The 26,842-nt window shown below is 70.7% G+C and carries 25 protein-coding genes; 10 read left to right on the forward strand and 15 right to left on the reverse strand.

What is annotated here, in order from left to right; translation table 11 throughout:
• Positions 1-193: 193 nt before the first annotated feature.
• Positions 194-742 (forward strand): FHA domain-containing protein, encoded by a 549-nt coding sequence (locus tag ACZ6MZ_RS09025; RefSeq protein ID WP_389791718.1) that lies wholly within the window; start codon positions 194-196, stop codon positions 740-742.
• Positions 743-814: 72 nt separating this feature from the next.
• On the opposite strand, the gene treY is transcribed toward ACZ6MZ_RS09025, so the two are convergent.
• The 3 genes from treY to glgX form a co-directional block, all read right to left on the reverse strand.
• On the reverse strand, positions 815-3,178 hold the full coding sequence (treY, locus tag ACZ6MZ_RS09030; protein WP_389791720.1) for a malto-oligosyltrehalose synthase: 2,364 nt from the start codon (positions 3,176-3,178) through the stop codon (positions 815-817).
• A 73-nt stretch (positions 3,179-3,251) separates the two neighbouring features.
• The gene (locus ACZ6MZ_RS09035; protein WP_469350701.1) at positions 3,252-4,028 is read right to left on the reverse strand and encodes a GNAT family N-acetyltransferase; all 777 of its coding nucleotides are present in this window, start codon (positions 4,026-4,028) and stop codon (positions 3,252-3,254) included.
• Positions 4,029-4,116: 88 nt separating this feature from the next.
• Positions 4,117-6,237 (reverse strand): glycogen debranching protein GlgX, encoded by a 2,121-nt coding sequence (gene glgX / locus ACZ6MZ_RS09040; RefSeq protein WP_389791725.1) that lies wholly within the window; start codon positions 6,235-6,237, stop codon positions 4,117-4,119.
• Positions 6,238-6,614: 377 nt separating this feature from the next.
• Between glgX and ACZ6MZ_RS09045 the strand changes: the two genes are divergently transcribed.
• Positions 6,615-7,847 (forward strand): SAV2148 family HEPN domain-containing protein, encoded by a 1,233-nt coding sequence (locus tag ACZ6MZ_RS09045; protein ID WP_384188959.1) that lies wholly within the window; start codon positions 6,615-6,617, stop codon positions 7,845-7,847.
• Between the two features lie 97 nt (positions 7,848-7,944).
• Positions 7,945-8,649 carry an exonuclease domain-containing protein gene (locus tag ACZ6MZ_RS09050; RefSeq protein ID WP_469350703.1) on the forward strand — a complete coding sequence of 235 codons (705 nt, stop codon included), beginning with the start codon at positions 7,945-7,947 and terminating at the stop codon, positions 8,647-8,649.
• Positions 8,650-8,690: 41 nt separating this feature from the next.
• On the opposite strand, the gene ACZ6MZ_RS09055 is transcribed toward ACZ6MZ_RS09050, so the two are convergent.
• A complete protein-coding gene (locus tag ACZ6MZ_RS09055; protein WP_469350704.1) occupies positions 8,691-9,554 on the reverse strand; it encodes a phosphotransferase enzyme family protein in 864 nt (287 codons plus the stop codon).
• A 160-nt stretch (positions 9,555-9,714) separates the two neighbouring features.
• Here ACZ6MZ_RS09055 and ACZ6MZ_RS09060 point away from each other — a divergent pair, with 160 nt between their 5' ends.
• The 7 genes from ACZ6MZ_RS09060 (at position 9,715) to ACZ6MZ_RS09090 (ending at position 16,557) form a co-directional block, all read left to right on the forward strand.
• On the forward strand, positions 9,715-10,701 hold the full coding sequence (locus tag ACZ6MZ_RS09060; protein WP_469351111.1) for a carbohydrate ABC transporter permease: 987 nt from the start codon (positions 9,715-9,717) through the stop codon (positions 10,699-10,701).
• Positions 10,698-11,537, forward strand: a complete 840-nt coding sequence (locus ACZ6MZ_RS09065; RefSeq protein ID WP_384188951.1) for a carbohydrate ABC transporter permease — start codon at positions 10,698-10,700, stop codon at positions 11,535-11,537. The genes ACZ6MZ_RS09060 and ACZ6MZ_RS09065 overlap by 4 nt, the downstream gene beginning before the upstream one ends.
• Positions 11,537-12,826, forward strand: a complete 1,290-nt coding sequence (locus ACZ6MZ_RS09070) for an ABC transporter substrate-binding protein (RefSeq protein ID WP_469350706.1) — start codon at positions 11,537-11,539, stop codon at positions 12,824-12,826. The genes ACZ6MZ_RS09065 and ACZ6MZ_RS09070 overlap by 1 nt, the downstream gene beginning before the upstream one ends.
• Before the next feature lie 57 nt (positions 12,827-12,883).
• Positions 12,884-14,104, forward strand: a complete 1,221-nt coding sequence (gene mgt / locus ACZ6MZ_RS09075; protein WP_469350708.1) for a macrolide-inactivating glycosyltransferase — start codon at positions 12,884-12,886, stop codon at positions 14,102-14,104.
• A 189-nt stretch (positions 14,105-14,293) separates the two neighbouring features.
• Positions 14,294-15,502 (forward strand): S8 family peptidase, encoded by a 1,209-nt coding sequence (locus ACZ6MZ_RS09080; protein WP_384329306.1) that lies wholly within the window; start codon positions 14,294-14,296, stop codon positions 15,500-15,502.
• Positions 15,503-15,626: 124 nt separating this feature from the next.
• Entirely contained in the window at positions 15,627-16,175 is a 549-nt protein-coding gene (locus ACZ6MZ_RS09085) for a DUF1697 domain-containing protein (RefSeq protein ID WP_389791735.1), read from the forward strand.
• On the forward strand, positions 16,168-16,557 hold the full coding sequence (locus ACZ6MZ_RS09090) for a nuclear transport factor 2 family protein (protein ID WP_389791737.1): 390 nt from the start codon (positions 16,168-16,170) through the stop codon (positions 16,555-16,557). The genes ACZ6MZ_RS09085 and ACZ6MZ_RS09090 overlap by 8 nt, the downstream gene beginning before the upstream one ends.
• A gap of 33 nt (positions 16,558-16,590) precedes the next feature.
• Here the strand turns inward: ACZ6MZ_RS09090 and ACZ6MZ_RS09095 are convergent, their stop codons facing one another.
• The 11 genes from ACZ6MZ_RS09095 to ACZ6MZ_RS09145 form a co-directional block, all read right to left on the reverse strand.
• Positions 16,591-17,442, reverse strand: a complete 852-nt coding sequence (locus tag ACZ6MZ_RS09095; RefSeq protein WP_389791739.1) for an aldo/keto reductase — start codon at positions 17,440-17,442, stop codon at positions 16,591-16,593.
• A 23-nt stretch (positions 17,443-17,465) separates the two neighbouring features.
• Positions 17,466-18,230, reverse strand: coding sequence for a sirohydrochlorin chelatase (locus tag ACZ6MZ_RS09100; protein ID WP_469350711.1), 765 nt, complete (start codon positions 18,228-18,230; stop codon positions 17,466-17,468).
• 6 nt (positions 18,231-18,236) lie between these two features.
• On the reverse strand, positions 18,237-19,181 hold the full coding sequence (locus ACZ6MZ_RS09105) for an ABC transporter permease (protein ID WP_469350712.1): 945 nt from the start codon (positions 19,179-19,181) through the stop codon (positions 18,237-18,239).
• On the reverse strand, positions 19,168-19,959 hold the full coding sequence (locus ACZ6MZ_RS09110) for an ABC transporter ATP-binding protein (protein ID WP_384188934.1): 792 nt from the start codon (positions 19,957-19,959) through the stop codon (positions 19,168-19,170). The genes ACZ6MZ_RS09105 and ACZ6MZ_RS09110 overlap by 14 nt, the downstream gene beginning before the upstream one ends.
• Positions 19,960-19,994: 35 nt before the next feature.
• Complete coding sequence (locus ACZ6MZ_RS09115) at positions 19,995-21,107, reverse strand: aliphatic sulfonate ABC transporter substrate-binding protein (RefSeq protein ID WP_469350714.1); 1,113 nt, start codon at positions 21,105-21,107, stop codon at positions 19,995-19,997.
• 234 nt (positions 21,108-21,341) lie between these two features.
• Positions 21,342-22,688 (reverse strand): sulfate adenylyltransferase subunit 1, encoded by a 1,347-nt coding sequence (locus ACZ6MZ_RS09120; RefSeq protein ID WP_469350717.1) that lies wholly within the window; start codon positions 22,686-22,688, stop codon positions 21,342-21,344.
• A 2-nt stretch (positions 22,689-22,690) separates the two neighbouring features.
• On the reverse strand, positions 22,691-23,626 hold the full coding sequence (cysD, locus tag ACZ6MZ_RS09125; RefSeq protein ID WP_384188929.1) for a sulfate adenylyltransferase subunit CysD: 936 nt from the start codon (positions 23,624-23,626) through the stop codon (positions 22,691-22,693).
• Complete coding sequence (gene cysC / locus ACZ6MZ_RS09130; RefSeq protein ID WP_384188927.1) at positions 23,623-24,168, reverse strand: adenylyl-sulfate kinase; 546 nt, start codon at positions 24,166-24,168, stop codon at positions 23,623-23,625. The genes cysD and cysC overlap by 4 nt, the downstream gene beginning before the upstream one ends.
• Before the next feature lie 29 nt (positions 24,169-24,197).
• Positions 24,198-24,899 carry a phosphoadenylyl-sulfate reductase gene (locus tag ACZ6MZ_RS09135; RefSeq protein WP_389791750.1) on the reverse strand — a complete coding sequence of 234 codons (702 nt, stop codon included), beginning with the start codon at positions 24,897-24,899 and terminating at the stop codon, positions 24,198-24,200.
• On the reverse strand, positions 24,896-25,072 hold the full coding sequence (locus ACZ6MZ_RS09140; RefSeq protein ID WP_165371890.1) for a hypothetical protein: 177 nt from the start codon (positions 25,070-25,072) through the stop codon (positions 24,896-24,898). Before ACZ6MZ_RS09140 ends, ACZ6MZ_RS09135 begins: the two co-directional genes overlap by 4 nt.
• A gap of 33 nt (positions 25,073-25,105) precedes the next feature.
• Entirely contained in the window at positions 25,106-26,803 is a 1,698-nt protein-coding gene (locus tag ACZ6MZ_RS09145) for a nitrite/sulfite reductase (protein WP_384329289.1), read from the reverse strand.
• Positions 26,804-26,842 lie beyond the last annotated feature (39 nt).

Consider the following 26,842-nt stretch of genomic DNA (forward strand, 5'->3'; position numbering starts at 1 on the left):
CATGGTGACAAGAGAGTGGGCCCGGGGCCCGCAGATGCGACGAATCGGGTGGAGGTTTCCCGCCGTCACCGTGGCCGCAGGGGCCGCGGCAGCCGGAGCCGTCCCTTCCGGTGCAGGTCAGTGGGGCGCCGGGAGCGGCGGGAACCCCGGACAGTCTGGACACTCCAGGGCCGTCCGGCGGACAATCAGATCTGTGACATCCTCCTTCGAGTTCCACACGTATCCCGCGCGGCTCTCCGACGCCGAGCGCGACCGTGTCCTTGCGGTGCTCAGGGAGGGCGCGGCACAGGGCAGGCTGTCGCACGACACCTTTCTGCGCCGGATGGATCTGGCGCTGGCCGCCCGCAGGGCCGACGAGCTGAAGATACTCACCGCGGATCTGGAGACCGAAGGCCGCTGGTCGCGACGGGTGTTCGGCACGGTGGGCCGGGTGTCCGCGTTCTCGCAGCGGCTGCGCAGGGCGTGGCAGGTGGAACGGCTGCCGAAACTGCTGCTGCCGCAGGCCGGTCCTTACCCCCTGCGCATCGGCCGCGACCCGCTGAACGGGCTGCGGCTCAGCCATGACACGGTCTCGCGGCTGCATGCCGAACTGAGCACGCAGGGCGGGCTGTGGGTGCTGCGCGACCTCGGCTCGACCAATGGCACGACCGTCAACGGGCGGCGGGTGACCACGACGGTCGTGGTGCGCGACGGGGACATGGTGAGCTTCGGTCAGATGAGTTTCCGGCTCGCTTCCCAGTGACGCGGACGCCGGCGACGGCCGCGCGACTATCCGCGTGGATGCCAGCGTGGATGCCAACGTGGACGCGGCTCGTCAGTCCCGGCGGCTGAGCAGCGCCACGGGACGCTCCGCGAACAGCACCGCCAGATCCAGCGGCGCGCCGCCCTCGAACTCCCGCCCGGGCGAGGCGAGCAGATCCGCCCACCGGCCCGCCGGCAGCACCAGTTCCGTCCCGCGCCAGCCGCCCGCCTTCGCCAGCCGCAGCGGCAGCCGGGTGACGGCCGTGACCACCTCGCCCGAGCGGCAGAAGGACAGACAGTGCTCGGCGGCCGGTCCCGTCGCGTGCAGCGGGGCGTACGTCCCCGACTCGCCGAACACCTCGGGCCGGTCCCGGCGCAGCCGCAGCGCCGCCGTCGTGACCACCGTCTTCTCGTCGGGCGGCCCCGTCCTGAACGGCCGCCGGTTGTCCGGGTCCACCAGCGCGAAGTACGCACGCTCCGTGCCCTGATAGAGGTCGGGCACCCCCGGCATGGTCAGCTGCACCAGCGCCGCGCCCAGCGCACTGGCCCGTACGAACGGGGCGAGGGCGCGGTTGAAGCCCGCGACCGTCCGGCGCGCGGGTCCGGCGGGGCCCGCCTCGACGAAGTCGGTCAGCGCCCGCTCGTACAGCGGATCGGGCTCCGTCCAGCTGGTGTGCAGCCCCGCTTCCCGTACGGACTTCAGCAGCGCGGGCAGCATCCGCGCGCCCTCGGGAAGCGCCCCCTCGCCCCCCTCGCCCGCGGGCGTGAACCCCACAGCCGTCTGCCAGGCCTGCCACGCCACCTGCGGGTCCGGCGCCGGCGCCCCCGCCACCCGCTCCAGCAGCTCGTCCCAGCGCTCCGGGCACTCGGACAGCACGGCGATGCCGGCCCGCACGTCCGCGCTGCGCTTGGTGTCGTGCGTGGTCAGTACGGTGCCGGTGGCCGGCCAGTCGCGCGCCAGCCGGGCGCAGTACGCGTGGAACCGCTCCGGGCTCACCGCGGGCCGCCCGGGATCACCGCCCACCTCGTTCGCGGAGATCAGCGGCACATAGCGGTAGAAGGCGGTGTCCTCCACCGACTTGGCCCGCAGCGCGGAGGCGGTCTGCGCGAAGCGCGCGCAGAACGCGGTGTGGTCGGGGCCCGTACCGAGCCTGCCGAGCGCCAGCTCGCGCACCACATCGACGGCCGCCGCCTCCCGCTCCACCACGAAGGCGGCCTTCGCCTGCCGGACCGCCTCCTCGGAGACCGCCGCCTCCGCCGCCTCGGGGCTCGGCCCGCCCGCCGTCGTGTACGGGCGGTAGACGGGAACCCGTACCAGCAGCTCACGGATCGCCGTACGCAGCGCCCAGGGCGCGTGATCGCGCAGGGCGGGATCGGCGGCGCAGACGCGCTCTGCCGTGCGGCTCAGGAAGGCGGTCTCGGCGGCCAGTTCATGGATGACCACCTTGTACGCGGCCCGGCGCACCGTCCCCTCCCAGTAGCCACCGCGGTCGCCGGCGGGCCCCGCGACGTCGCGGTACCGCTCCTCCAGCGCCCCGGCGCCCGCCGGGTCCGTGAACAGCCCGTCGATATGGCGCAGCGCGTCATAGCCGGTGGTGCCCGCGACCGGCCAGCCGGCGGGCAGCGGTTCGTCATCGTTGAGGATCTTCTCCACGACCGTCCAGCAGCCTCCGCCCGTGGCCTCGTTCAGCCGGCGCAGATACTCCTCCGGGTCGGCGAGCCCGTCCGGGTGGTCGATGCGCAGTCCCTCGACGACTCCGTCCCGTACCAGCTCAAGGATCTTGGCGTGGGTGGCGGCGAAGACCTCCGGGTCCTCCACCCGCACCCCGATCAGCTCGGAGATGGTGAAGAAGCGGCGGTAGTTGAGTTCGGTACGGGCCAGCCGCCACCAGGCGAGCCGGTAGTGCTGGGCGTCGAGCAGCTCGGGCAGCCCAAGCCCTTCGGTGCCTGCCGCGAGGGGGAACCGCTGGTCGCCGTGGTGCAGCAGACCGTCCTCGGCGCGCAGCGCACCCAGCTCGTCCCCGAGGGGCCCCGGCAGTACGGGCAGCAGCAGCTTGCCGTCGCCGGCGTCCCAGTCGATGTCGAACCAGCGGGCGTACGGCGAGTCCCGCCCCTCGCGCAGCACCTCCCAGAGGGCTTTGTTGTGCCGGGGCGCGGCGGCCATGTGGTTGGGCACGATGTCCAGGACGAGCCCGAGACCGTGCTCGCGGGCCTTACGGGCCAGTCGCCGCAGGCCCTCCTCACCCCCCAGCTCGGCCCGTACGGACGCGTGGTCGACCACGTCATAGCCGTGTCGCGAGCCCGGTACGGCCTCCAGCACCGGCGACAGATGCAGATGCGAGACCCCGAGCGCGGCGAGATACGGCACCGCCCTCTCGGCGGCCGAGAAGGGGAAGTCCGGCTGGAGCTGGAGCCGGTAGGTCGCGGTGGGCGTCATACGCTCGTACGTACCCCGCTTGGCGCCATGTGTGTCATCGGCTCCTGCGTACGCGCACCCGACGGCGCCGCCGTCACGGCCGGTACACATACGGCGTGGTCGTGCTCAGAGCGGCGAACCCCAGGCGCTGAAGGATCGGCCGGCTCCGATCCTGGGCGTCGACCTGCAGATAGCGGTAGCCGCGGGCGGCGGCGATCCCGGCCCGGTAGGCGATCAGGGCCCGGTAGATGCCCTTGCCGCGCCACGCCTCCACGGTGCCGCCGCCCCACAGGCCGGCGAACTGCCGGCCCGGCGGCAGCTCCATCCGCGCGGCGGACACCGGCACCTCGCCGGCCATGGCCACGACCGCGGTGAGGGTGTCAGGGGCCTCGGCGAGCCGGTCCCGCAGCCGCTGTCTGAACGAGGCGTCGGCCCTGCCGAACGCCTGCTCGTGGACGTCCGCCAGGAGATCCATACCGGCGGCGTCGGTCACGGGGCGCAGCCGTACGCCCTCGGGCAGCTCGATCTCCGTCGACAGATCCCCGGTCTCCGCGACCATGAGCGTCTCCGTGGGTTCAGGGGTGAACCCGGCCGCCCGCAGCCGCCCCGCGAGGTCGCCGGGCCGGTCATGGGCGTAGAGCTTCCATTCGAACTTACGCCCGAGTGAGGTGAAATGCTCGATCTGAGCCCTGATCGCCGCGTCCGCGGTGTCCTCGTCCAGGCCCGACCACAGGACGCCGTTCCAGTCGTGCTCGGCGCCGGTCTGCCGTACGACATCCCCGACCCGTTCGACCCGGGCCCCGGGGCCGTCGGGAGGTGAGTCCTGGCGCATCCGCCGGTCGAACAGTGTCAGTACCGCGTCGTGATCCATCCGGCCACCGCACCATCCGGCGGGGCGGCGCGGCAATCGGATATTGCGCACCGCGCCGCCGGTAGGCAGCCGCCGATCAGCGTGGGGGCTACGCCGGACGCATCAGTACCGTCATACTGCGGCCGATCATCGTGATGCGTTCGCCCCCGTCGACCTTCTCTCCCTGGCCCGGAGCCACTCCTTCCGGGCGGGCCGTGTCCACCATGATCTGCCACTGGCGGCCGTGGTTCACGGGGACCACGAAATCCAGCTCGTCGGCGCTCGCGTTGAACATCAGCAGGAACGAGTCGTCCGAGATCCGCTCACCGCGCGGCCCCGGCTCGGAGATGGCGTGGCCGTTCAGGAAGACCGTCATGGCCTGGGCGTGTGCGGCCTGCCAGTCCCGCTGTGTCATCTCCTCACCCTCGGGGGTGAACCACGAGATGTCCGAGAGGTCGTCGTGCGTCCCTTCCACCGGACGTCCGTGGAAGAAGCGCCGGCGCCTGAGCACCGGATGGTCGCGGCGCAGCCAGACCATGGCCTGGGTGAAGTCCAGCATGGTGGTGTCGGTCTCCGCGCCCGGCTCGGGCCAGCGGACCCAGGAGACCTCGTTGTCCTGGCAGTACGCGTTGTTGTTGCCGCCCTGCGTGCGGCCGAACTCGTCGCCGTGGCTGAGCATCGGCACACCCTGGGAGAGCATCAGCGTCGCGATGAAGTTCCGCATCTGACGATTCCGCAGTTCCACGATCTCCGGATCGTCGGTCTCGCCCTCCGCCCCGCAGTTCCAGGACCGGTTGTGGCTCTCGCCGTCCCGGTTGCCCTCGCAGTTGGCCTCATTGTGCTTGTCGTTGTACGCGACCAGATCGTGCAGGGTGAAGCCGTCGTGGCAGGTGGTGAAGTTGATGGAGGCCAGCGGCCGGCGCCCGTCGTCCTGGTACAGGTCGGACGATCCGGTCAGCCGGGAGGCGAACTCCGCCAGCGTCCTGGGCTCGCCCCGCCAGAGGTCCCGTACGGTGTCGCGGTATTTCCCGTTCCACTCGGTCCACAGCGGCGGGAAGTTCCCCACCTGGTAGCCGCCCTCGCCCACGTCCCAGGGCTCGGCGATCAGCTTCACCTGGCTGACCACCGGATCCTGCTGCACCAGATCGAAGAAGGACGACAGCCGGTCCACCTCGTGGAACTGGCGGGCCAGCGTCGCCGCGAGGTCGAAGCGGAAGCCGTCGACATGCATCTCGGTCACCCAGTACCGCAGCGAGTCCATGATCAGCTGGAGTACGTGCGGGCTGCGCATCAGCAGCGAGTTCCCGGTGCCGGTCGTATCCGTGTAGTAGCGCGGATTCTCGCCGAGCCGGTAGTACTGCGCGTTGTCGAGGCCCCGGAAGGAGAGCGTCGGGCCGAGATGGTTGCCCTCCGCCGTGTGGTTGTAGACGACATCGAGGATCACCTCGATCCCGGCCCGGTGCAGCGCCCGTACTGCCTGCTTGAACTCCAGGACCTGTTCGCCCCGGTCGCCCCACGACGCGTAGGTGTTGTGCGGCGCGAAGAAACCGATGGTGTTGTAACCCCAGTAATTACTGAGGCCCGCGTCCACCAGCCGGTGGTCGTTGACGAACTGGTGCACCGGCATCAGTTCCAGCGCGGTGACGCCCAGTTCCGTCAGGTGTTCGATCACCGCCGGATGGGCGAGTCCCGCGTAGGTGCCGCGCAGCTCCTCGGGCAGCTCCGGATGGAGCATGGTCAGGCCCTTCACATGGGCCTCGTAGAGCACCGTACGGTGATAGTCCGTACGCGGCAGCCGGTCGTCGCCCCAGTCGAAGTACGGATTGACGACCACCGCGGACATCGTGTGGGGGGCTGAGTCCATGTCGTTGCGCGAGTCCGGCTTGCCGAAGTGGTAGCCGTACACCGACTCGCCCCAGTCGATACTGCCGCTGACCGCACGCGCGTACGGATCGAGGAGCAGCTTGGCGGAGTTGCAGCGCTGCCCCCGCTCCGGCTCGTACGGGCCGTGGACCCGGAAGCCGTAGCGCTGACCGGGCATGATGCCCGGCAGATAGGCGTGCCGTACGAAGGCGTCGGTCTCGCGCAGTTCCACCGCCGTTTCTGAACCGTCGTCGTGCAGCAGGCACAACTCGATCCGGTTGGCGGCCTCTGAGTAGACCGCGAAGTTGGTACCGGCGCCGTCGTACGTGGCGCCGAGGGGATACGCCTGTCCCGGCCAGACCTGCATAGATATGACTCTTCCATTTCTGATCCGGGTGCTGCGGGGCTCTTGAGCCAGATCTTCCCCGAAAGTGCCGCCTCCACCTAGGAACCCGGTGGGTTCTTGCCTCTTCTTGCCGGGGCCGGCGCCGGCGGGTCAACTTCGCGTTCCGCGCTGTCGCCCCGGCGCCGGCCCCGGCCGGCCGGCCCCGCGCGTGGCGTGGCGCCCCGTCACCGACCGGGCGTAATCACTATGAATCAGCTCACTACGGCCGAACTCGCCGCAGAGAACCGGCCTTCCGAATAGGGGAGTTGCGCAAGGAGCCTGTGCATCGGGCTGCACCGCGTCCGGTCGGCGGAGTACCCTTCCTTGATCGTTGAAGGGGGAGGGAAGGCGGTGCGCGGGTGAGCTCGGGAGGGTTGGAGCTACCCCCCGGTGACGCAGGTCACGAGGGGAACTCCGGCGACATCCCGCCCGGAGCGGTCTCCCTCGCGCGACCGATGGAGATCGGGGCGGAACTGGACTGGGGCGCGGACGCCTGGACTGAAGTCCGCACGCGCGCGCAACGGGCCGGGCGGGCCTACATCTGGCTGAATCTGGTGGAACAGCGGCTGCGCGCCGTGGTCGCCGCGGTCCTGCGACCCATCTACGAACCCGTGCACGGCGAGGAGTGGGTGGTCGCCGCGGCGGGACCCGCCGGGCAGGAGTGGGTGCAGCGCGCCGTCGCCGTCCGGGAGGTCTCGCGCCGCAAGGGCTATCTCCTCGACCCGGCCGACGACAATGTCCTGAGCTTTCTCACCCTCCCGCAGCTGCGCGAGCTGATGGTCCAGCACTGGCCGTGCTTCGAGCCCTATTTCGACGACCGCCGCGATGTGGAACTGGCGCTGGACGAGCTGGAGGTCGCGCGGAACGTCGTGTCCCGCAACCGCGCGCTCTCCGAGACGGTCCTCGCCCAGGCGGAGCGGGCCTCGGCCCGGCTGCTGGAGATCCTGGGCGGCGGCAGCGGCGTGCCGTCCGCGGCGCGGCTCCGGGTCGACGCCGTCGAGGACCTGGTCGGCGACCGGTACGCGGACGTGGTCTCGGTCCACCCCGACCGGGTCAGGCTGCAACGGCAGATCCCGGCGGAGGATCTCTTCGGCGGCGCCCGGCGTGTCGACGCCATCGGCATCGGTCTGAACCTGCTGGTGCAGAACTTCTCCGGGCGGCGGCTGATCCGGCTCGCCGAATCGGGCTGCCGGATACGCCTGGTCTTCCTCAACCCGGCGAGCAGCGCGGTCAAGCGGCGTGAACGTGAGCTGGCGCTCAAGAAGGGCGAACTGAGCCGTTCGGTGGAGATGAACATCCTCCATATGCGGCGGGTCCGCTCCAGACTGCGTGACCCGGGCGCGTTCGAGATCCATGTCTTCGACGAGACGCCGCGCTTCACCGCGTATCTCGTCGACGGTGACGGCCCCGACGGTCTCGCCGTCGTCCAGTCCTATCTGCGCCGGGCGCGTGGCATGGAGGCGCCGGTGCTGGTGCTGCGGGGCGGCGGGCGTGAGGTGGTGCGCTCGGGCCAGGAGACGGAGCACGGCCTCTTCCAGACCTACCGCGAGGAGTTCGAGTCGGTCTGGACGGACTCCCGGCCGGTCTCCTGAAGGGGCTCCGTCCGGCCCCGGGCCGCACTGTCAGTGGTGCGTGGCAGGGTGACTGTCCAACGGGGAAAGCACCACCGCAGCATGAGGGAGGGCCACGATGACTTGGTACGGAGAGCCGCTGGTCGGTTTCGACCTGGAGACGACCGGCACGGAGCCGCTGGAAGCGCGGATCGTGACGGCGGCGGTCGTCGAGGTCCAGGGCGGCGAGGTGATACGGCAGCGAAGCTGGCTCGCCGACCCGGGCATCCGTATCCCCGCCCAGGCGTCCGCCGTCCACGGCATCAGCAGCGAGCGGGCGGCGGCGGAGGGGCGCCCGGCGCCCGACGTGGCCGCCGAGATCGCCCACGTCCTGTCGGAGTACTGGGCGCGCGGCGTGCCCGTCGTGGCGTACAACGCGCCGTTCGATCTGACGCTGCTCTCCGCGGAGCTGCGCCGGCACGGCCTGCCGTCGCTCGGTCCGATCGGGCCGGTGATCGACCCGTACACGATCGACCGCGCCGTCGACCGCTACCGCCGCGGCAAGCGGACGCTGGAGGCGGTCTGCGAGGAGTACGGGGTGGTGCTCGGCACCGCCCACGACGCGGGGGCCGACGCGCTGGGGGCGGTCCGGGTGGCCACCGCGATAGCGAACCGCCATGGATCGGTCGCCGCACTGACCCCGGCCCAGCTGCACGAGCGTCAGATCCGGTGGTACGCGGACTGGGCGACGGACTTCCAGCAGTTCCTGCGGAAGAAGGGCAACGCGGACGCGGTGGTCGACCCGGTGTGGCCGCTGCGTGAGCCGGTGGCGTCGACGCGCTGAGCGGCGACGCCCTCAGGACACGCCGGCAGCGGGACACGCCGTCAGAACGGGTACCAGCGGACCTCGGGGTCGTCGTCGCGCAGGGAGGCGACCCGGCGACGGAATTCGGCGCGGGCCTTGGGGTTGGCCGGGGCGTGCTGGGCCACCCAGGCGCAGCTGGCCGTCTCGCGGGCACCGCGCAGGACCGGACAGCCGGGCCACTCCCGGACGTCCCAGCCGTAGGCCGAGGTGAAGGCGGAGTACGCCTCGGCGGGCAGGCCGTACCGGTCCCGGGACAGGGCCATGACCACCAGGTCGTGTTCGCGCAGGTCCATGGAGAAGGTCTCCAGGTCGACCAGGACGGGACCGTCCGGGCCGACATGGACATTGCGGGGCAGCGCGTCGCCGTGGATCGGGCCCGGCGGCAGGTGCGGTGTGAGCGCCGCCGCGGCCTCGGCGAAGCCGTCCCGGCGCCCGCGCAGATAGTCGGCGTCGTCCGGGTCGATCGCGTCGCCCGCGATCCGCAGCCAGCGCTCGACGCCGCCGAGCAGTTCGCGCCGGGGGAGTACGAAGGAGGGCGCTGGCAGTGCGTGGACCAGCCGCAGCAGGGACGCCAGATCCGCGGGCCCGGCCGGCCGTACGGCTTCGGGCAGCCGGTGCCAGAGGGTCACCGGATGGCCGTCCACCGACCGGGCCCCTTGCTCCGCCGCCCGTACGGCCGGAATGCCGCACTCCGCGAGCCAGGATGCGAGAGAGACCTCGCGCCGCGCGCGGTCCAGCAGTTCGCTGTGCTCCGTGGCGTCCCGGCCGACCTTGACGACCAGCCCGCCCGTCCCGAACACCGCGTTCTCACCCAGCGCCAGCAGCTCCGCGTCCCGCGGCAGTCCCGTCGCGGCCAGAATCTCCCGCGCCCGCGCCTCGTCCATCGATTGCTCACTTACTCCCGGTCGTTGTACGAATCCGCCAAAGTCTCGCATCCACGCGGGTGCGCTTGACGAACCGAGGGCACGTCAGCACGATAACGAGGGCCGCCGGGGCGGCCGGACCCCCCACAAGCCGCCCGAAGGAGTCCCCTCCGTGATATCGGTGACCGCGACGGCGCGGTCCGGAAGAGACCGGCCCGGCGAAGAGCCGGACCGAGACGAGCGGACCGGAAAAGGACGAGCCGGAAAAGGGCGGCGCGGACCAGGGCGGCGCGGCAGGCCCGTGGATCACGGCGCCTGGTTCCTCGTACTGCCCGCGCTGATCCCGATCCTGGTGCTGAGCGTCGGACCGCTGCTCTACGGCATCGTGCTCGCCTTCACCGACGCCCAGTCCGGCCGCACCGCGCCCACCGAGTGGGTCGGGACGCTGAACTTCCAGGACCTGGTCCACGACACGCTCTTCTGGGACTCGTTCAGGATCGGTCTGCTGTGGGCGGTCGGCGTGACGGCGCCGCAGTTCGTGCTCGCGCTCGGTCTCGCCCTGCTGCTCAGCCAGAACCTCCGCTTCCGCTGGCTGGCCCGCGCCCTCGCGATCATCCCCTGGGCCATGCCCGAGGTGGTCGTCGGCATCATGTGGCGGCTCGTCTACAACGCCGACGCCGGCATCCTCAACGAGACCATCCGCGATCTGGGGCTGGGCGAAGGACGGGACTGGCTGACCGGACTGGCCACCGCGCTGCCCGCGGTGATCGTGGTCGGAATCTGGGCCGGGATGCCGCAGACCACGGTCGCGCTGCTGGCCGGCCTGCAGAACACCCCGCACGAACTGCACGAGGCGGCCGCGCTGGACGGCGCGGGCGCCTGGCGCCGCTTCCGTACCGTCACCTGGCCCGCGATCCGGCCGGTCGCGCTGGCCATCACCGCGCTCAACTTCATCTGGAATTTCAATTCCTTCGCCCTGGTGTATGTACTGACCAACGGCGGACCCGGCGGCCGCACCCGGCTGCCGATGCTCTTCGCGTACGAGGAGGCGTTCGGCTACGGCCAGTTCGGCTACGCCGCCGCCATGGGCTGTGTCATGGTCGCGGTGATCTCGGTGCTGCTCGCGCTCCATCTCGTCGGCCGGCTCAGGGAGGGGGAGGAGAAGTGAGCCTGCGCACCAGGCGGTCCGCGCGCGCCGGACAGTACCTCGCGCTCCTGTGCTATCTCGTCTTTCTCGCCCTCCCCTTCCTCTGGCTGATCTCCACGGCCTTCAAGCCGGCCAGGGAACTGGGCAGCCTCCACCCCACCTGGATCCCGGACCACCCGACCCTCGACAACTTCCGGCAGGCCTTCGAAGAACAGCCGCTGCTGCGGGCCGCGGGCAACAGCCTGACCGCCGCCCTCGCGGCCGCCCTGATCGCCGTCGTCATCGCGACCCCGATGGCCTACGTGATGGCCCGCCGGCGGAGCAAGCTCTCGGCCGCTGCGACGAGCTGGGTCGTGGTCAGCCAGGCGTTCCCCTTCGTGCTGGTGATCATCCCGCTCTTCCTGGTCCTCAAGAACCTCCACCTCATCAACTCGCTGACCGGGCTGATCCTGGTCTATGTCGTATGGGCGCTGCCCTTCGCGCTCTGGATGCTGGTCGGCTATGTCAGGGCCGTACCGGCCGAGCTGGAGGAGGCCGCCGCCGTGGACGGCGCCGGCCGGCTCCGTACGCTCGTCTCGGTCACCGCCCCGCTGCTGGCGCCCGGCATCGTCGCCACGGCGCTCTTCGCCTTCATCACCGCGTGGAACGAGTTCTTCTTCGCGCTCGTCCTGCTCAAGACTCCGGAGAAACAGACCTTGCCGGTCGTCCTCACTCATTTCCTGGGCGCGGAGGGTGTCGCCGATCTCGGGCCGCTCGCCGCCGCCGCGTTCCTCGCGACGCTCCCCTCACTCGTCATCTTCGCGCTCATCCAGCGCCGCATCACGGGCGGAATGCTGGCCGGGGCGGTGAAGAGCTGATGCGCAAGCTCATGCTCGTGGTGGCCGCGGTTGTCCTGCTGCTCAGCGGCTGCTCCGGCGGCGGCGATTCCCACGACGGCCGGATTACGCTGCGCTTCCAGTCACTGGCCTGGCAGGACGACTCCGTCCAGGCCAACAAGCAACTGGTGAAGGAGTGGAACGAGGCCCATCCCGACATCCGGGTCGAGTACGTCCAGGGCAGCTGGGACAGCGTCCACGACCAGCTGCTCACCTCCTTCGAGGGCGGTGAGGCGCCCGACATCATCCATGACGCCTCCGACGACCTCGCCGACTTCGCGTACGGCGGCTATCTCGCCGAGCTGAGCGGACTGCTGCCGGACCGGCTGAAGCGGGACATCCCGGAGCGCAGCTGGGGGACCGCCACCTTCGGCGACGGCGTCTACGGTGTGCCGTTCCTTCAGGAGCCGCGGGTCCTGATCGCCAACAAGAAGATCCTCGACGCCTCCGGGGTCCGTGTCCCGACCGTCGAAAACCCCTGGAGCTGGACGGAGTTCCGGCAGGTCAGCGAGGAACTGACCGCGCGGATGGGCGAGGGGAAGTACGGCGTCGCCTGGCCGCTCAAGGAGCCGGTCTCCGCCACGCTCAATCTGGGGCTGTCCGCCGGCGGGCAGCTCTTCCACCGCGGCGCCGACGGCAAGGTGACGATCCGGTTCAGCGACGCCGACGCGGTGGTCCCCGGCACCATCCGCGATCAGGTCAACAGCGACAGGAGCGCGTCGGGCGCCACCCTCGGCATGGGCGGATCCGATGCGCTGCCGGGCTTTTTCGGCGGCAAGTACGCGATGGTCCCGCTGGGCTTCTCGTACCGTCAGCAGATCATCCAGCAGGCGCCGGAGGACTTCGAATGGACCGTGCTGCCGGCGCCCGCCGGTGACACGGAGGGCCTGGCCCAGGGGGTGAGCCCGCAGACCCTCTCCATCGCCGAGGACAGTCCGTACAAGCAGGAGGCCGCGCGGTTCATCGACTTCCTCCTCCAGCCGCCCAACATGGTGCGGCTGGCCAAGGGCGACTGGATGCTGCCCACGGGTACGGAAGCGCTCAAGGACCCGTCCCTGCACACCGCGGCATACGGCTGGGCGACAGGCGCCGCGCTCGCGCGGGAACTGCGGCCGGCCCCCGCCCAGTCGGTGCGCGGCTATCCCGAGTGGAAGGACAAGGTGGCGACCCCGGCGCTTCAGGAGTACTACAGCGGTGCGATCGACCGTGCCGAGCTGGAGAAACGCCTGGTCACGGACGGAAATCTGGTACTGGCCCGCTATCAGCGCTGAGGCGCACCGGCCGATATTCAATTGCACGAGACGTCTCGTCTTGTTTACGGTGCGACCATGACCGCATCGAAGCGTGCCCATATCGCCATGTTCTCCATCGCCGCCCACGGGCATGTGAATCCGAGCCTCGATGTCATCCGTGAGCTGGTGGCCCGGGGGCATCGCGTCACGTACGCGATCCCCGGCCTGTTCGCGGAGAAGGTCGCCGCGACCGGCGCCGAGCCGGTGGTCTATACCTCTACCCTGCCGACCCCCGACGACGATCCCGACGACTGGGGCACGGAGCTGATCGACAACGTGGAGCCGTTCCTGACGGATGCCCGCCAGGCGCTCCCGCAGCTGGCGGCGGCCTACGAGGGCGATGAGCCCGACCTCGTCCTGTATGACATCACGTCCTATCCGGCCCGCGTCCTCGCCCACCGCTGGGGTGTTCCGATCGTCCAGCTCTCGCCCAGCCTCGTGGCCTGGGAGGGGTACGAGGAGGAGATCGGCAAGCCGATGTTCGAGCCCCTGAAGCGGACCCCGCGGGGCAGGGCCTACTACGACACCTTCGCCGGCTGGATCGCCGAGAACGGCATGACCATGGACGTCGACCACTTCTCGGGCCGGCCCGACCGCTGCCTCGTCCTGATCCCCAAGGCGCTGCAGCCGAACGCCGACCGGGTGGACGAGTCGGTGTACACCTTCGTCGGCGCCTGCCAGGGCGACCGCGCGGACCAGGGCGGGTGGCAGCGGCCCGCCGCGGCGGAAAAGGTGCTGCTGGTCTCGCTCGGTTCCGCGTTCACCAAGCAGCCCGGCTTCTACCGGGAGTGCGTCAAGGCGTTCGGCGACCTGCCCGGCTGGCATGTCGTGCTCCAGATCGGCGCGAACGTCGAGGCGTCGGAGCTGGGCGGGATTCCGGCCAACATCGAGGTGCGCGGCTGGGTACCGCAGCTCGCGATCCTCCAGCAGGCCGACGCCTTCATCACCCACGCGGGGGCCGGCGGCAGTCAGGAGGGACTCGCGACGGCCACCCCGATGGTCGCGGTCCCGCAGGCCGTGGACCAGTTCGGCAACGCCGACATGCTGGTCTCCCTGGGCGTCGCCCGCCGGCTCGACACGGAGCAGGCGACCGCCGAGGTGCTGCGCGAGGCGGTCCTCGCCGTGGCCTCGGACCCCGAAGTGGCCCGCAGGCTGGGGGAGATCGGGCGCGAGATGGCGACGGAGGGCGGTACGCGGCGAGCGGCCGACCTGATTGAGACGGAGCTGCCGGGAGGCGTGGCCCGAGCGCGTGGCTGAACCAGGGGCGGCGTCCGACTTGTTCCGCGCCGCCCGGATCCTTATGGCAGAAGCCTGGTGAGTTTGTGATGGATGTATGAAGCACTTGATATGTGCGCGTCAATCAGCGAGGGTTTTGAGCCAGTCCGCCGGAGATCCTCCGGCCGGCGGGCCATCCCCCCACAGATGACGACCAGGAGATCCCTCTTCATGGCAACTCGCAAGCGTGTGAGCCGGATCAAGCTCACTGCCGCCATCACCGCCGTGGCCGCCGCGGCCGGAATCACCGCGTTCACCTCCCCCACAGCGGGCGCGGCACCGGCGCAGGGTGTGGTGTACGGAGCCGACGCCAAGGGCGCGGTCGCCGGCAGCTACATCGTGATGCTGGACCAGAAGGCCTTCAAGAAGACCGACAAGCAGGACCTGGCCAAGGAGTACGGAGGCCAGCTGAAGCGCAACTACAGCACGGCCATCAACGGCTTCTCGGCCAGCGGCCTCACCGCGACGGAGGCCAAGCGCCTGGCGGCTGACCCGGCCGTCGCCAAGGTCGTCCAGAACAAGACGTTCACCGTCGACGCCACCCAGGCCAACCCGCCGTCCTGGGGCCTCGACCGGGTCGACCAGACCGCGACCGCCGGTGACGGCGCCTACACCTACCCGGACAGCGCCGGCGAGGGTGTGACGGCGTACGTCATCGACACCGGGGTCCGCATCACCCACCAGGACTTCGAGGGCCGCGCCAGCTACGGCTACGACGCCATAGACGGCGACAACTCGGCCGACGACGGTTACGGCCACGGCACGCATGTCGCCGGCACCATCGCCGGCGCCGCGCACGGTGTCGCCAAGAAGGCGAAGATCGTCTCCGTCCGGGTGCTGGACGACAGCGGCTCGGGCACCACCGAGCAGGTCGTCGCCGGTATCGACTGGGTCGCCGCGAACCATGTGGGCCCGTCCGTCGCCAACATGAGCCTCGGCGGCGGCGCCGACCCCGCCCTCGACGAGGCCGTCCGCAGCGCCATCGCCACCGGCGTCACCTTCGGGGTCGCGGCCGGCAACGACAGCAGCGACGCGAGCCTCAGCTCCCCGGCCCGCGTCGGGGAGGCCATCACGGTCGCCTCGTCCACCGTGGACGACCAGGAGTCGAGCTTCTCCAACTACGGCTCGATCGTGGACATCTACGCGCCGGGCTCCAACATCACCTCCGCCTGGAACGACAGCGACACCGGCACCAACATCATCTCGGGCACCTCGATGGCGACGCCCCATGTCATCGGCGCGGCCGCCGTCTACCTCGCCGGTCACCCGGCCGCCACGCCGGACGAGGTCGCCGCGGCCCTGGTCGGCGGCGCCACCTCGGACGTGATCTCCAACGCGACCGCGGGCACCCCGAACAAGCTGCTGAAGATCGTCGAGTAATCAGCAGCGGACAGTCAGGCGAAACCGGCGGCCGTCGCGCTCTCCCCCACGGGGCGCGGCGGCCGCCTCGCGCGTGTCCTCCCGTACCCCGCACCGAGCAGGCCCTCCGTCCTATCGTGGGTCCATGACCACGACGTACGCGGCCCTGTTGCGCGGAATCAATGTGAGCGGCCACAAACGGATCCCGATGGCAGACCTCCGTGAGCTGCTCTCCGAGCTGGGCCACGGTGACGTCCGTACCTATCTGCAGAGCGGCAACGCCGTGTTCACCAGTGGGTCGGACGACGAGAGCGCCCTCGCCGCCGCGCTGGAGCGCGCCATCGACCAGCGCTTCGGGTTCACCGTCGACTGCCTGGTACGCGGCGCCGCGTATCTGCGGGAGGTGGCCGAAGCCTGTCCATTCCCCGCGGCCACGCTGGAGGGCAAGCAGCTCCATGCCACGTTCTTCTCCGAGCACGTGGACCCCGGGCGTCTCGCCTCGCTCGACCAGGACGCCTATCTCCCCGAGGAGTTCCGGCTGGGCGACCGCGCGCTGTATCTGTACGCACCCAACGGCCTCGGCCGTTCCAAGCTCGCCGAAGCACTGGCGAAACCCGCCCTGTTCAAGGGCGTCACCGCCACCAGCCGCAACTGGAACACCGTCCGCAAGCTGGTGGAGCTGACCCGTGGCTGACCGTACGCACCCGGTCTCCGCGGTCTCCGCCGCCATCGAGGCCGAACTGCGCCTCCTCGACCCGGCGGTCCGCTCCTCCACGGCCCTCCTCGCGGAGCTGTTCCACCCCGAGTTCAGGGAGTTCGGCTCCTCCGGCCGGAAATGGGACCGCGATTCGATCATCAGCGCGCTCACGGCGGAGGACGCTCCCGCGCCCCGGCCCATCACGACCTCCGAGATGAGAGGCGTCCAGCTCGCGTCCGACGTCGTGCATCTGACCTTCGACACCGACCTCAACGGCCTCCGCGCCCACCGCAGTTCACTGTGGCGGCTGACCGACGACGGCTGGCTGCTCTACTTCCACCAGGGCACACCGTTCAGTCCCGGGGAGGAACCGGGCTGACCCCCGGACACCGTCTCCGCGCACCGCGGCGCGTCACACCGTGGCGAGCGCCTCCAGGCCGCTCATCTCCTCGGCGGACAGCCGGATCCCCGCGGCGGCCAGATTCTGGTCCAGATGGGCGGGCGAGCCGGTGCCGGGGGTGGGGCACAGCACCGGCGAGCGGTGCAGCAGCCAGGCCAGGGCGATCTGCCCGCCGGTCGCTCCATGGCGGGCGGCGACGGAGCCGAGCGCGGTCGCGGCGTCACCGGCCAGCGCGCCGTTGGCCAGCGGGAACCACGGCAGGAACGCGAGACCGTGTGCCTCGCACAGGTCCAGCACCGCCGCCGACGCGCGGTCCAGGAGATTGAAGCGGTTCTGCACCGAGGCGATCCCGGTCAGGGAGAGCGCCCGCTCCAGTTGGCCGGCGGTGACGGTGTCCAGACCGATATGGCGGATCTTGCCCTCCCGCCGCAGCTCGTCCAGGGCGCCCAGCTGCTCGTCCATCGGCACCCCGGGATCCAGCCGGTGCAGCTGGTACAGGTCGATCGTGTCCGTACGCAGCCGGCGCAGACTCGCCTCGCACATCGCCCGCAGCTGCTCGGGGCGGCCCGCGATGTGCCAGGCGCTGTCGCTCGTCCGCACCACGCCCCCCTTGGTCGCCACGACCAGGCCCGCCGGATACGGGTGCAGGGCCTCGGCGACCAGCTCCTCCGCCAGCCACGGACCGTAGTTGTCCGCCGTGTCGATGAGCGTCACTCCGCGCTCGACGGCCCGCCGGAGCACGGCGACGGCCTCCGCGCGCTCGCCACGCGGCCCCCAGTAGCCGGGCCCGGTCAGCTGCGCGGTACCGAATCCGAGACGTCGTATCCGAAGGTCCCCGCCCAGCGGAAAAGTGTTCTGGCCCATCCCGGGACCGTACCCGAGCCCGCTCAGGCGAGCCGGGCCAGTGCCGTGCGGTGTTCCGCGGCCGACGCGCGGTCGTAGCGCCGCAGCAGGAGCCGCGCCAGCTCCGGCGCCGCGCCCAGCACCCCGGCCAGCACATCGGCGCCGGCCTCCCTGGCCCCGGCCGCGATGCGGTCGGGGAGGAAGCCGGGGGCGATGACGTACGGCGCGACGGCGATCCGCCGTACGCCCTCCGCCCGCAGCTCGCGCACCGCGTCCTCGGTGCGCGGAAGGGATGCGGAGGCGAACGCAGGTCGCACGGCGCACCAGCCGGCGCACCGCCACTCCCGCGCGATTTCAGCGATCACTGCGATCGCCTCCGGGTCGGAGGTGCCCGCCGAGGCCAGCACGACCCCGGTCGAGGCCTTGTCGGCCGGCGTGAGCCCGGCCTCGTACAGCCGCCGCTCCAGCGCGTCGCTGAGCAGCGGCGACGGGCCCAGCACCTCGGCCTGCCGGATCCGCAGCAGCGGATGGCGGGAGGACGCCTCGTGCAGGACCGCCGGGATGTCGGCCTTGGCGTGGAAGGCGCGTGTCAGCAGCAGCGGCTGGGCGACCACGTCCCGTACGCCCTCCCGCGCCAGCCGGTCCAGCAACCGCGGCACGGACGGGGCGTTGAAGTCCAGGAAGCCGGTCTCCACGCGCAGCCCCGGCCGCAGCGACCGCACGCGCCCGGTGAGGGCGTGCACGGTCGCCGCGTGCCGGGGATCACGGCTGCCGTGGGCGATGACGAGCAGAACAGGGGAATGGTGCACGGTGCATCAGCTCTTCACGAGAAGACCGCGGTTGCGCAGGACCCATCGCTCCAGCGGGCTGAAGATCAGCAGGTCGATGGCGATACCGACGATCAGGATCAGGAAGATGGCGAGGAACACCATCGGCATACTGCTGGCCGTACGGCCGTTCTCCAGCAGCTGGCCGAGCCCCACGCCGAGATCCGGCGAGGACGCGATGATCTCCGCGGCCATCAGCGAGCGCCACGAGAACGCCCAGCCCTGCTTCAGCCCCGCCAGATAGCCGGGCAGCGCAGCCGGCATGACGATGTGCCAGGTGCCCCGCAGCCCGGTGGCGCCCAGGGTGCGCCCGGCCCGCAGGAACAGCGGCGGCACCTGGTCGACACCGGAGACAAGACCGTTGGCGATCGAGGGGACCGCGCCGAGCAGGATGACGGCGTACATCATGGAGTCGTTCAGCCCCAGCCAGATCACGGCCGGCGGCACCCAGGCCACCGACGGCAGCGACTGGAGCCCCGACAGGATCGGGCCGATCGCGGCCCGGACGAATTTCACCCGGGCGACCAGCAGCCCCAGCGGGGTGCCGATCACCAGCGCCAGCAGGAAGCCCAGCAGACCGCGCGAGACGCTGGTCCAGATGTAGCCGAGCAGGGTGCCCTGCGCCCAGGCGTCGGACAACTCGCCCCACACCGCGGACGGCGACGGCAGCCGGTAGTCGTCGGTGACCTTCGCCCAGACGAGGATCTGCCACACCACCAGCACCAACAGCACGGCGAGGACGGGCGGCAGGACCTTCTGGAGCAGGGTCTGCCGCAGCGGCGTACGCCCGGTCTGTACGGTGTCCAGCGCGTCGAGACCGGCCTCGAGACCGGCCAGGTCGTGCCGTCCTGCCACGTCCTTCGATGCCGCGTCGTTCGATGCCACGTCCTTCGGCGCCGTGTCCTCCGGCGTCGTCGTCTCAGTGCTGGCCATGGCGGCGGATCTCCCCACGCAGTTCTTCGGTGATCTCGACGGACAGTTCCGCGACGGCGCTGTCCTCGATACGGCGCGGCTGCGGGATGTCCACGCGCCACTCACGCGCCACTCGGCCGGGCCGCGACGACAGCAGGACGACGCGCTCGGCGAGCCGTACCGCCTCCCGCACGTTGTGCGTGACGAACAGCACCGACAGGTTCGTCTCGCGCCAGATCCGGGTCAGCTCGTCGTGCAGCACATCCCGGGTGATGGCGTCGAGCGCCGCGAACGGCTCGTCCATCAGCAGCAGCCGGCTGTCCTGGGCGAGCGCGCGGGCCAGCGCGACCCGCTGGCGCATCCCGCCCGACAGCTCGTGCACCCGCTTGCCGAACGCGCCGTCCAGCCGTACGAGCCCGAGCAGCCGCTCGGCCTCACCGCGCCGCTCCTGCTTGGGCACCCCGCGCAGCCGCAGCGCCAGTTCGATGTTCTTGCCCGCGGTCAGCCACGGGAACAGCGCGTGCTCCTGGAACATCAGGGACGGCCGTCCGCCGGGTGTCTCGATGGACCCGGCGGACGGGCGGTCGAGCCCCGCGACCAGATTGAGCAGCGTCGACTTGCCGCAGCCCGAGGCGCCCAGGAGGGTGACGAACTCGCCCGGGGCGACATCGAGTGTGATGTCGTCCAGCACGAGCTGCTGCCCGGCGGGCGTCGCGAAGGACTTCGAGACGTGCGCGATACGGGCGGCGTGGTCCACCGCCGGGGTGCTCTCGGCGGCCTTGGCGAGTGTCGATGCCATGGTCGTCACCTCCTGGGACGGGGCGGATGCGGTGGTTACTTGACGCCGAGACCGGCGTCGGCGACCTCGGGCTGACCGGCGGCCTTGAGCACCTCGTTGAGGGGCTTCAGGTCGTAGATGCCGGCCAGATCGGGCTTCTCCAGCAGACCGGCCTTGACCGCGTGGTCGGCCTCCACCTGGAGCGTGGCGGCCAGCGGGTCATTGGTGATCTGGATGGACGCCCACGCCGGGTCGAGGACCTCGGGCGGCAGCGCCTTGCCGGAGAGCGTCTTCAGCGCCTCGTTGGCGGACGCCTTCGCCTGGTCCTGGTTGGCGTTGATCCACTCGTTGGTCTTCACCGAGCCGCGCAGTACGGCCGCGACCACGTCCGGGTGCTCCTCGAGGAACTTCTGCGACACGATGATGTTCGTGATCACGAACTTCTTGTCCGGCCACAGGTCGGACTCGTTGAGCAGCTCCTTGGCGCCCTCGGCGACCAGCTTGGACGCGGTCGGCTCCGGCACCCAGGCGCCGTCGATGGAGCCGGACTTGTAGGCGTCCGGGGTGATCTTGTTGTCCGTACGGACGACGGAGACATCGCCCTTGCCGGACTGCGCGTCGACCTTCCAGCCCTTCTCGGAGACCCAGTTGAGGAACGCCACGTCCTGCGTGTTGCCCAGCTGCGGGGTGGCGATCTTCTTGCCCTTGACATCGTCCAGGGTCTTGATCTTCTTCGGGTTGACGACGAGCTTCACCCCGCCCGAGGCGGAGCCGCCGATGATGCGCAGGCTGGTGCCCTTGGTCTGGGTGTAGCCGTTGATGGCGGGGGAGGGGCCGATGAAGCCGATGTCGATACTGCCCGCGTTCAGGGCCTCGATCTCGGAGGGGCCCGCGTTGAAGGTCGAGGGTGCCACCTTCGTGCCGCCCAGCTCCTTCTGGAACAGGCCCTCCTGGATGCCCACCAGCGCGGTGGCGTGGGTGAGGTTCGGGAAGTAGCCGATCTTCACGGTGGAGGCCGAGAGGGCCTTGCCCGTGGCGGCGGGGGCGGCCTTGTCCTCCTCCTTGTCGGAGGCGGAGCCGTAACCGCAGGAGCTCAGCACGACGGCGAGCAGTGGAAGCGAGACCGCCGCGGTGAGGCGGCGGCGCGAAGTGGTGCGAATGGCAGGCACGGGAGGTTTTCCCCTCGTTTGCCCGGTCCCTACGCCCTTCGGGAGTACGGGGGCGCGGCCGGGAAGTCGGCAGGTCTTCGGCGGTGCGGGTACGGCGGGTGGGGGGTGCGGGCGCGCGAGCGGTGCGCGTACGTCATCGCGCACATCGCGCCACCCCGCCCGTTCCCGCGCCGAGTGCGCCGCTGCCGACGCGGCCGCCCTCCTTCGCGAAGGTCGCGTAGATGTCTATGGCCATCAGAAGTCCCAGCCCTCTTCGTTGTCGGCCGCCGGCGTCACGGGGGCCTCGGCGGCGAAGGCCTCGCCCGCCATGCCGGCGCTCAGCGTCGTGCCGTCCGCGGGGTCGATCAGCAGGAAGGAGCCCGTACGGCGGGAGTCCGCGTACGGGTCGAGCGCGAGCGGCTCCGCGGTACGCACCGTGACCCGGCCGATGTCGTTGGCGACGAGCTGCCCGGGGGCCGGGTGCTGGGACAGGTCGTCCAGGGTCAGCCGGGACGGGATGTCCTTCACGATCGCCTTGACCGTACGGGTGGTGTGCTTGAGCAGCACCCGCTGGCCCACGGTGAGCGGCTGGTCGGCGACATGGCAGACGGTCGCCTCGACATCTTGGGTCGTGGCGGGGACGTCCGTGCTGGGGGCGATCAGATCGCCGCGCGAGACGTCGATGTCGTCGGTGAGCCGGACGGTCACGGACTGCGGGGCCCAGGCGATGTCCACGCTCTCGCCGAGCGCGTCGATCCCCTCGATGGTGCTCGTACGGCCGGACGGCAGGACGGTCACCGGGTCTCCGACGCGCAGCACCCCTGAGGCGATCTGCCCGGCGTAGCCGCGGTAGTCGGGATGCTCGGCGGTCTGCGGGCGGATCACGTACTGCACCGGGAAACGGGCCGGGCAGTGCGCCAGGTCGTGGCTGACCGGCACGGTCTCCAGATGCTCCAGCACGGTCGGGCCGCCGTACCAGTCCATGTGCGCGGACGGCTCCACGACATTGTCGCCGGCCAGCGCCGAGATCGGGATCGCGGTGATCTCGGGGACGCCGAGGGAGGCCGCGTACGCCGTGAACTCCTCGGCGATGGCGGCGAATACGGGCTCCGCGTAGGCGACGAGGTCCATCTTGTTGACGGCGAGGACCACATGCGGGACACGCAGCAGGGCGGCCACCGCGGCATGCCGGCGGGTCTGCTCGACCACGCCGTTACGGGCGTCCACGAGGACCACGGCCAGCTCGGCGGTGGACGCGCCGGTCACCATGTTCCGGGTGTACTGCACATGCCCGGGGGTGTCCGCGAGGATGAACCGCCGCCGGGGCGTGGCGAAGTACCGGTAGGCGACGTCGATCGTGATGCCCTGCTCGCGCTCGGCCCGCAGGCCGTCGGTGAGCAGCGCCAGGTCGGGCGCCTCCTGGCCGCGGCTGCGGGAGGCGTGCGCGACGGCCTCCAGCTGGTCGGTCAGCACCGACTTGGAGTCGTGCAGCAGCCGGCCCACCAGGGTGGACTTGCCGTCGTCGACGGAGCCCGCGGTGGCGAAGCGCAGCAGTGTGGTGGCCGACAGCCGCTCGGTGAACCGCTCGGTGGTGCTCGTCATGGCTAGAAGTACCCTTCGCGCTTGCGGTCTTCCATCGCTGCCTCGGACATCTTGTCGTCGGCGCGGGTCGCGCCGCGCTCGGTGAGCCGGGAGGCGGCGATCTCGGCGATCACCGCGTCGAGCGTGGTGGCGTCGGAGTCGACGGCGCCCGTGCAGGACATGTCGCCGACCGTGCGGTAGCGCACGAGGCGCTTCTCGACGCTCTCGCCGTCCTTGGCGCCGCCCCAGTCACCGGCGGTCAGCCACATCCCGCCGCGCCGGAAGACCTCGCGCTCGTGGGCGAAGTAGATCTGCGGAAGCTCGATCTCCTCCCGCGCGATGTACTGCCAGACGTCCAGCTCGGTCCAGTTGGAGAGCGGGAAGACCCGGACATGCTCGCCGGGGGCGTGCCGGCCGTTGTAGAGCTGCCACAGCTCGGGCCGCTGACGGCGCGGATCCCACTGCGAGAACTCGTCACGCAGCGAGAACACCCGCTCCTTGGCGCGGGCCTTCTCCTCGTCGCGCCGGCCGCCGCCGAAGACCGCGTCGAACCGCTCGGCCTGGATCTTCTCGGTGAGCGGCACGGTCTGCAGCGGATTACGGGTGCCGTCGGGGCGCTCGCGCAGCTTTCCCGCGTCGATGTACTCCTGCACGGACGCGACATGCAGCCGCAGTCCGTGCCGGTCCACCGTACGGTCGCGGTACTCCAGCACCTCGGGGAAGTTGTGCCCGGTGTCCACGTGCAGCAGCGAGAACGGCACCGGCGCGGGCGCGAACGCCTTCAGCGCCAGATGCAGCATGACGATCGAGTCCTTGCCGCCGGAGAAGAGGATCACCGGCCGCTCGAACTCGCCCGCCACCTCGCGGAAGATATGCACCGCCTCGGACTCCAGGGCGTCCAGGTGGCTCAGGGCGTACGGGGCGTCCGTGCCCTCGCTGACGGTCGCGACGGTGGTCACGCGAGACCCCTCTCGGTGAGCAGCGCGTGGAGCGCGGCGGCGGACTCCTGCACGGACTGGGTGTGCGACTCGATCCGCAGGTCCGGCGATTCCGGGGCTTCGTAGGGGTCGTCGACCCCGGTGAGCCCGGAGATCTCGCCGGCCGCCTGCTTGGCGTACAGCCCCTTCACATCGCGCACGGAGCACACCTCGACCGGCGTGGCCACATGCACCTCCAGATAGCCGGTGCCCGCGGTCTGATGACGCTTGCGCACCGCCTCACGGCTGTCCGCGTACGGCGCGATCACCGGCACCAGCGCCTTGACGCCGTTCGCCGCCAGCAACTGGGCGACGAAGCCGATGCGCTGCACATTGGTGTGCCGGTCCTCGCGGCTGAAGCCGAGGCCCGCCGAGAGGAACTCCCTGATCTCGTCGCCGTCGAGCACCTCGACGCGGTGGCCCCCGGCGCGGAGCCGGCCCGCCAGTTCGTAGGCGACCGTGGTCTTGCCCGCGCTCGGCAGACCGGTGAGCCAGATCGTCGCGCCCTGCTCCGTCACGCTCAACCGCTCCTCCTGAAGCTCCTGACCGGCCGTCATCCGTGCAGCCCGCATTCGGTCTTGGACCGGCCCGCCCAGCGGCCGGCGCGCGCGTCCTCGCCCGCCAGGACCCTGCGGGTGCAGGGGGCGCAGCCCACGGAGGCGTAACCGTCCGTCAGCAGCGGGTTGGTGAGGACGCCGTGCTCGGTGACGTACGCGTCGACGTCGTCCTGGGTCCAGCGGGCGATCGGGGAGACCTTGATCTTGCGGCGCTTCTCGTCCCAGCCGACGACCGGGGTGCCGGCCCGGGTCGGGGACTCGTCGCGGCGCAGTCCGGTGGCCCAGGCGTCGTAGCCGGTCAGGCCCTCTTCGAGGGGCTTGACCTTGCGCAGGGCGCAGCAGAGGTCGGGATCGCGGTCATGCAGCTTCGGGCCGTGCTCGGCGTCCTGTTCCGCGACGGTCCTGCGCGGGGTGAGGGTGATGACGTTGACGTCCATGACGGCGGCCACGGCGTCCCGGGTGCCGATCGTCTCGGGGAAGTGATAGCCGGTGTCGAGGAAGACCACATCGACGCCGGGCCTGACCCGGGAGGCGAGATGCGCGACTACCGCGTCCTCCATCGAGGACGTGACACAGAAGCGTTCGCCGAAGGTGTCCACGGCCCAGCTGAGGATCTCCAGGGCCGAGGCGTCTTCGAGGTCGCGGCCCGCCCGCTCGGCGAGGCCCTTCGGATCGTCCGTCTCCGCCTGTGTCGTCATATCTCTTCGCCTCCGTCGCTCCGCTGAAGTCCACGGGAGAGCAGCCCGAGGAACTTCAGCTGGAAGGCGCGGTTGCATGCCGCGCATTCCCAGGCGCCATGACCCTGCTCGTTGGGACGCAGATCCTCGTCGCCGCAGTAGGGGCAGTAGAAGGGAGCGGCGCGCTCACTCATGCGTCCTCCTCCGTCGTCGGCTGGTGGGCACGTTCACGACAGCGCCTCCGCGTCGGCCCGCGCCGCCCAGGTGGCGAAGCGCTCGCCCTCCTCGCGCTCCTTCTGGAAGCGGCCGAGCACCCGCTCGACATAGTCGGGCAGTTCGTCGGAGGTGACCTTCAGACCGCGGACCTTGCGGCCGAAGCCGGCCTCCAGGCCCAGCGCGCCGCCCAGGTGCACCTGGAAGCCCTCGACCTGGTTGCCGTCCTTGTCGAGCATCAACTGGCCCTTGAGACCGATGTCCGCCGTCTGGATACGGGCGCAGGCGTTGGGGCAGCCGTTGATGTTGATGGTGATCGGCTCGTCGAACTCCGGGATCCGGCGCTCCAGTTCGTCGATCAGCGTGGCGCCGCGCTTCTTGGTCTCCACGATCGCCAGCTTGCAGAACTCGATGCCGGTGCAGGCCATGGTGCCGCGGCGGAACGGCGAGGGACTGACCCGCAGGTCCAGCGCTTCGAGGCCGGCCACCAGGGAGTCGATCCGGTCCTCGGTCACATCGAGGACGATCATCTTCTGCTCGACGGTGGTACGCAGCCGGCCGGAGCCGTGCGCCGCGGCCAGCTCGGCGATCCTCGTCAGCGTGGCGCCGTCCACCCGGCCGACGCGCGGTGCGAACCCCACGTAGAAGCGGCCGTCCCGCTGGCGGTGCACCCCGACGTGGTCGCGCCACGTGTGCACGGGCTGCGCTGGAGCGGGGCCGTCGACCAGCGGGCGCTTGAGGTACTCCTCCTCCAGGATCCGGCGGAACTTCTCCGTACCCCAGTCGGCGACGAGGAACTTCAGCCGGGCGCGGGTGCGCAGCCGGCGGTAGCCGTAGTCGCGGAAGATCGAGATGACCCCGGTGTAGACGTCGGCGACCTCGTCCAGCGGTACCCAGGCGCCGAGCCGCTGGCCGATCTTGGGGTTGGTGGAGAGCCCGCCGCCCACCCACAGGTCGAAACCGGGGCCGTGCTCCGGGTGGACCACGCCGACGAACGCGATGTCGTTGATCTCGTGTGCCACGTCCAGCAGCGGCGATCCGGAGACCGCCGACTTGAACTTGCGCGGCAGATTGGAGAAGTCGGGGTTGCCGATGATCCGGCGGTGGATCTCCTCGATCGCGGGGGTGCCGTCGATGATCTCGTCCTCGGCGATTCCGGCGACCGGGGAGCCGAGGATCACCCGGGGGGTGTCACCGCAGGCCTCGGTCGTGGAGAGTCCCACCGCTTCGAGGCGGTTCCAGATCTCCGGTACGTCCTCGATCCGGATCCAGTGGAACTGCACGTTCTGCCGGTCGGTGAGGTCGGCGGTGCCGCGCGCGAACTCCTGCGAGATCTCCCCGATGACCCGCAGCTGCTCGGTGGTCAGCCGGCCGCCGTCGATCCGTACCCGCAGCATGAAGTACTCGTCGTCCAGCTCCTCCGGCTCCAGGATCGCGGTCTTGCCGCCGTCGATCCCGGGCTTGCGCTGGGTGTACAGACCCCACCAGCGCATCCGGCCGCGCAGATCGTTGGGGTCGATCGAGTCGAAACCGGCCTTGGAGTAGATGGTCTCGATGCGTGTCCGCACGTTGAGACCGTCGTCGTCCTTCTTGAACTGCTCATTGCCGTTGAGCGGAGTGAAGTGACCCACGGCCCACTGACCCTCGCCGCGGTGACGGCTCACCTTGCGGCGGGGTGTGGGTGCGGACGGCTTTTCCGGGGTGGCGGCCATGGCGGGTACGTCCTTCGAGGCTGCAGGAGGGCGGCTTTG

The sequence above is a fragment of the Streptomyces sp. NPDC042201 genome (genome assembly GCF_055582185.1).

Coding starts and splice junctions, on each gene's coding strand:
- ACZ6MZ_RS09095 (WP_389791739.1), bottom strand. CDS start 17,442: ATGGGCCAGAACACTTTTCCGCTGGGCGGGGACCTTCGGATACGACGT.
- ACZ6MZ_RS09085 (WP_389791735.1), top strand. CDS start 15,627: ATGACCACGACGTACGCGGCCCTGTTGCGCGGAATCAATGTGAGCGGC.
- ACZ6MZ_RS09120 (WP_469350717.1), bottom strand. CDS start 22,688: ATGACGAGCACCACCGAGCGGTTCACCGAGCGGCTGTCGGCCACCACA.
- ACZ6MZ_RS09105 (WP_469350712.1), bottom strand. CDS start 19,181: ATGGCCAGCACTGAGACGACGACGCCGGAGGACACGGCGCCGAAGGAC.
- ACZ6MZ_RS09145 (WP_384329289.1), bottom strand. CDS start 26,803: ATGGCCGCCACCCCGGAAAAGCCGTCCGCACCCACACCCCGCCGCAAG.
- ACZ6MZ_RS09050 (WP_469350703.1), top strand. CDS start 7,945: ATGACTTGGTACGGAGAGCCGCTGGTCGGTTTCGACCTGGAGACGACC.
- ACZ6MZ_RS09080 (WP_384329306.1), top strand. CDS start 14,294: ATGGCAACTCGCAAGCGTGTGAGCCGGATCAAGCTCACTGCCGCCATC.
- mgt (WP_469350708.1), top strand. CDS start 12,884: ATGACCGCATCGAAGCGTGCCCATATCGCCATGTTCTCCATCGCCGCC.
- ACZ6MZ_RS09110 (WP_384188934.1), bottom strand. CDS start 19,959: ATGGCATCGACACTCGCCAAGGCCGCCGAGAGCACCCCGGCGGTGGAC.
- ACZ6MZ_RS09035 (WP_469350701.1), bottom strand. CDS start 4,028: ATGGATCACGACGCGGTACTGACACTGTTCGACCGGCGGATGCGCCAG.
- ACZ6MZ_RS09070 (WP_469350706.1), top strand. CDS start 11,537: ATGCGCAAGCTCATGCTCGTGGTGGCCGCGGTTGTCCTGCTGCTCAGC.
- ACZ6MZ_RS09140 (WP_165371890.1), bottom strand. CDS start 25,072: ATGAGTGAGCGCGCCGCTCCCTTCTACTGCCCCTACTGCGGCGACGAG.
- treY (WP_389791720.1), bottom strand. CDS start 3,178: ATGACGCCCACCGCGACCTACCGGCTCCAGCTCCAGCCGGACTTCCCC.
- ACZ6MZ_RS09135 (WP_389791750.1), bottom strand. CDS start 24,899: ATGACGACACAGGCGGAGACGGACGATCCGAAGGGCCTCGCCGAGCGG.
- glgX (WP_389791725.1), bottom strand. CDS start 6,237: ATGCAGGTCTGGCCGGGACAGGCGTATCCCCTCGGCGCCACGTACGAC.
- ACZ6MZ_RS09055 (WP_469350704.1), bottom strand. CDS start 9,554: ATGGACGAGGCGCGGGCGCGGGAGATTCTGGCCGCGACGGGACTGCCG.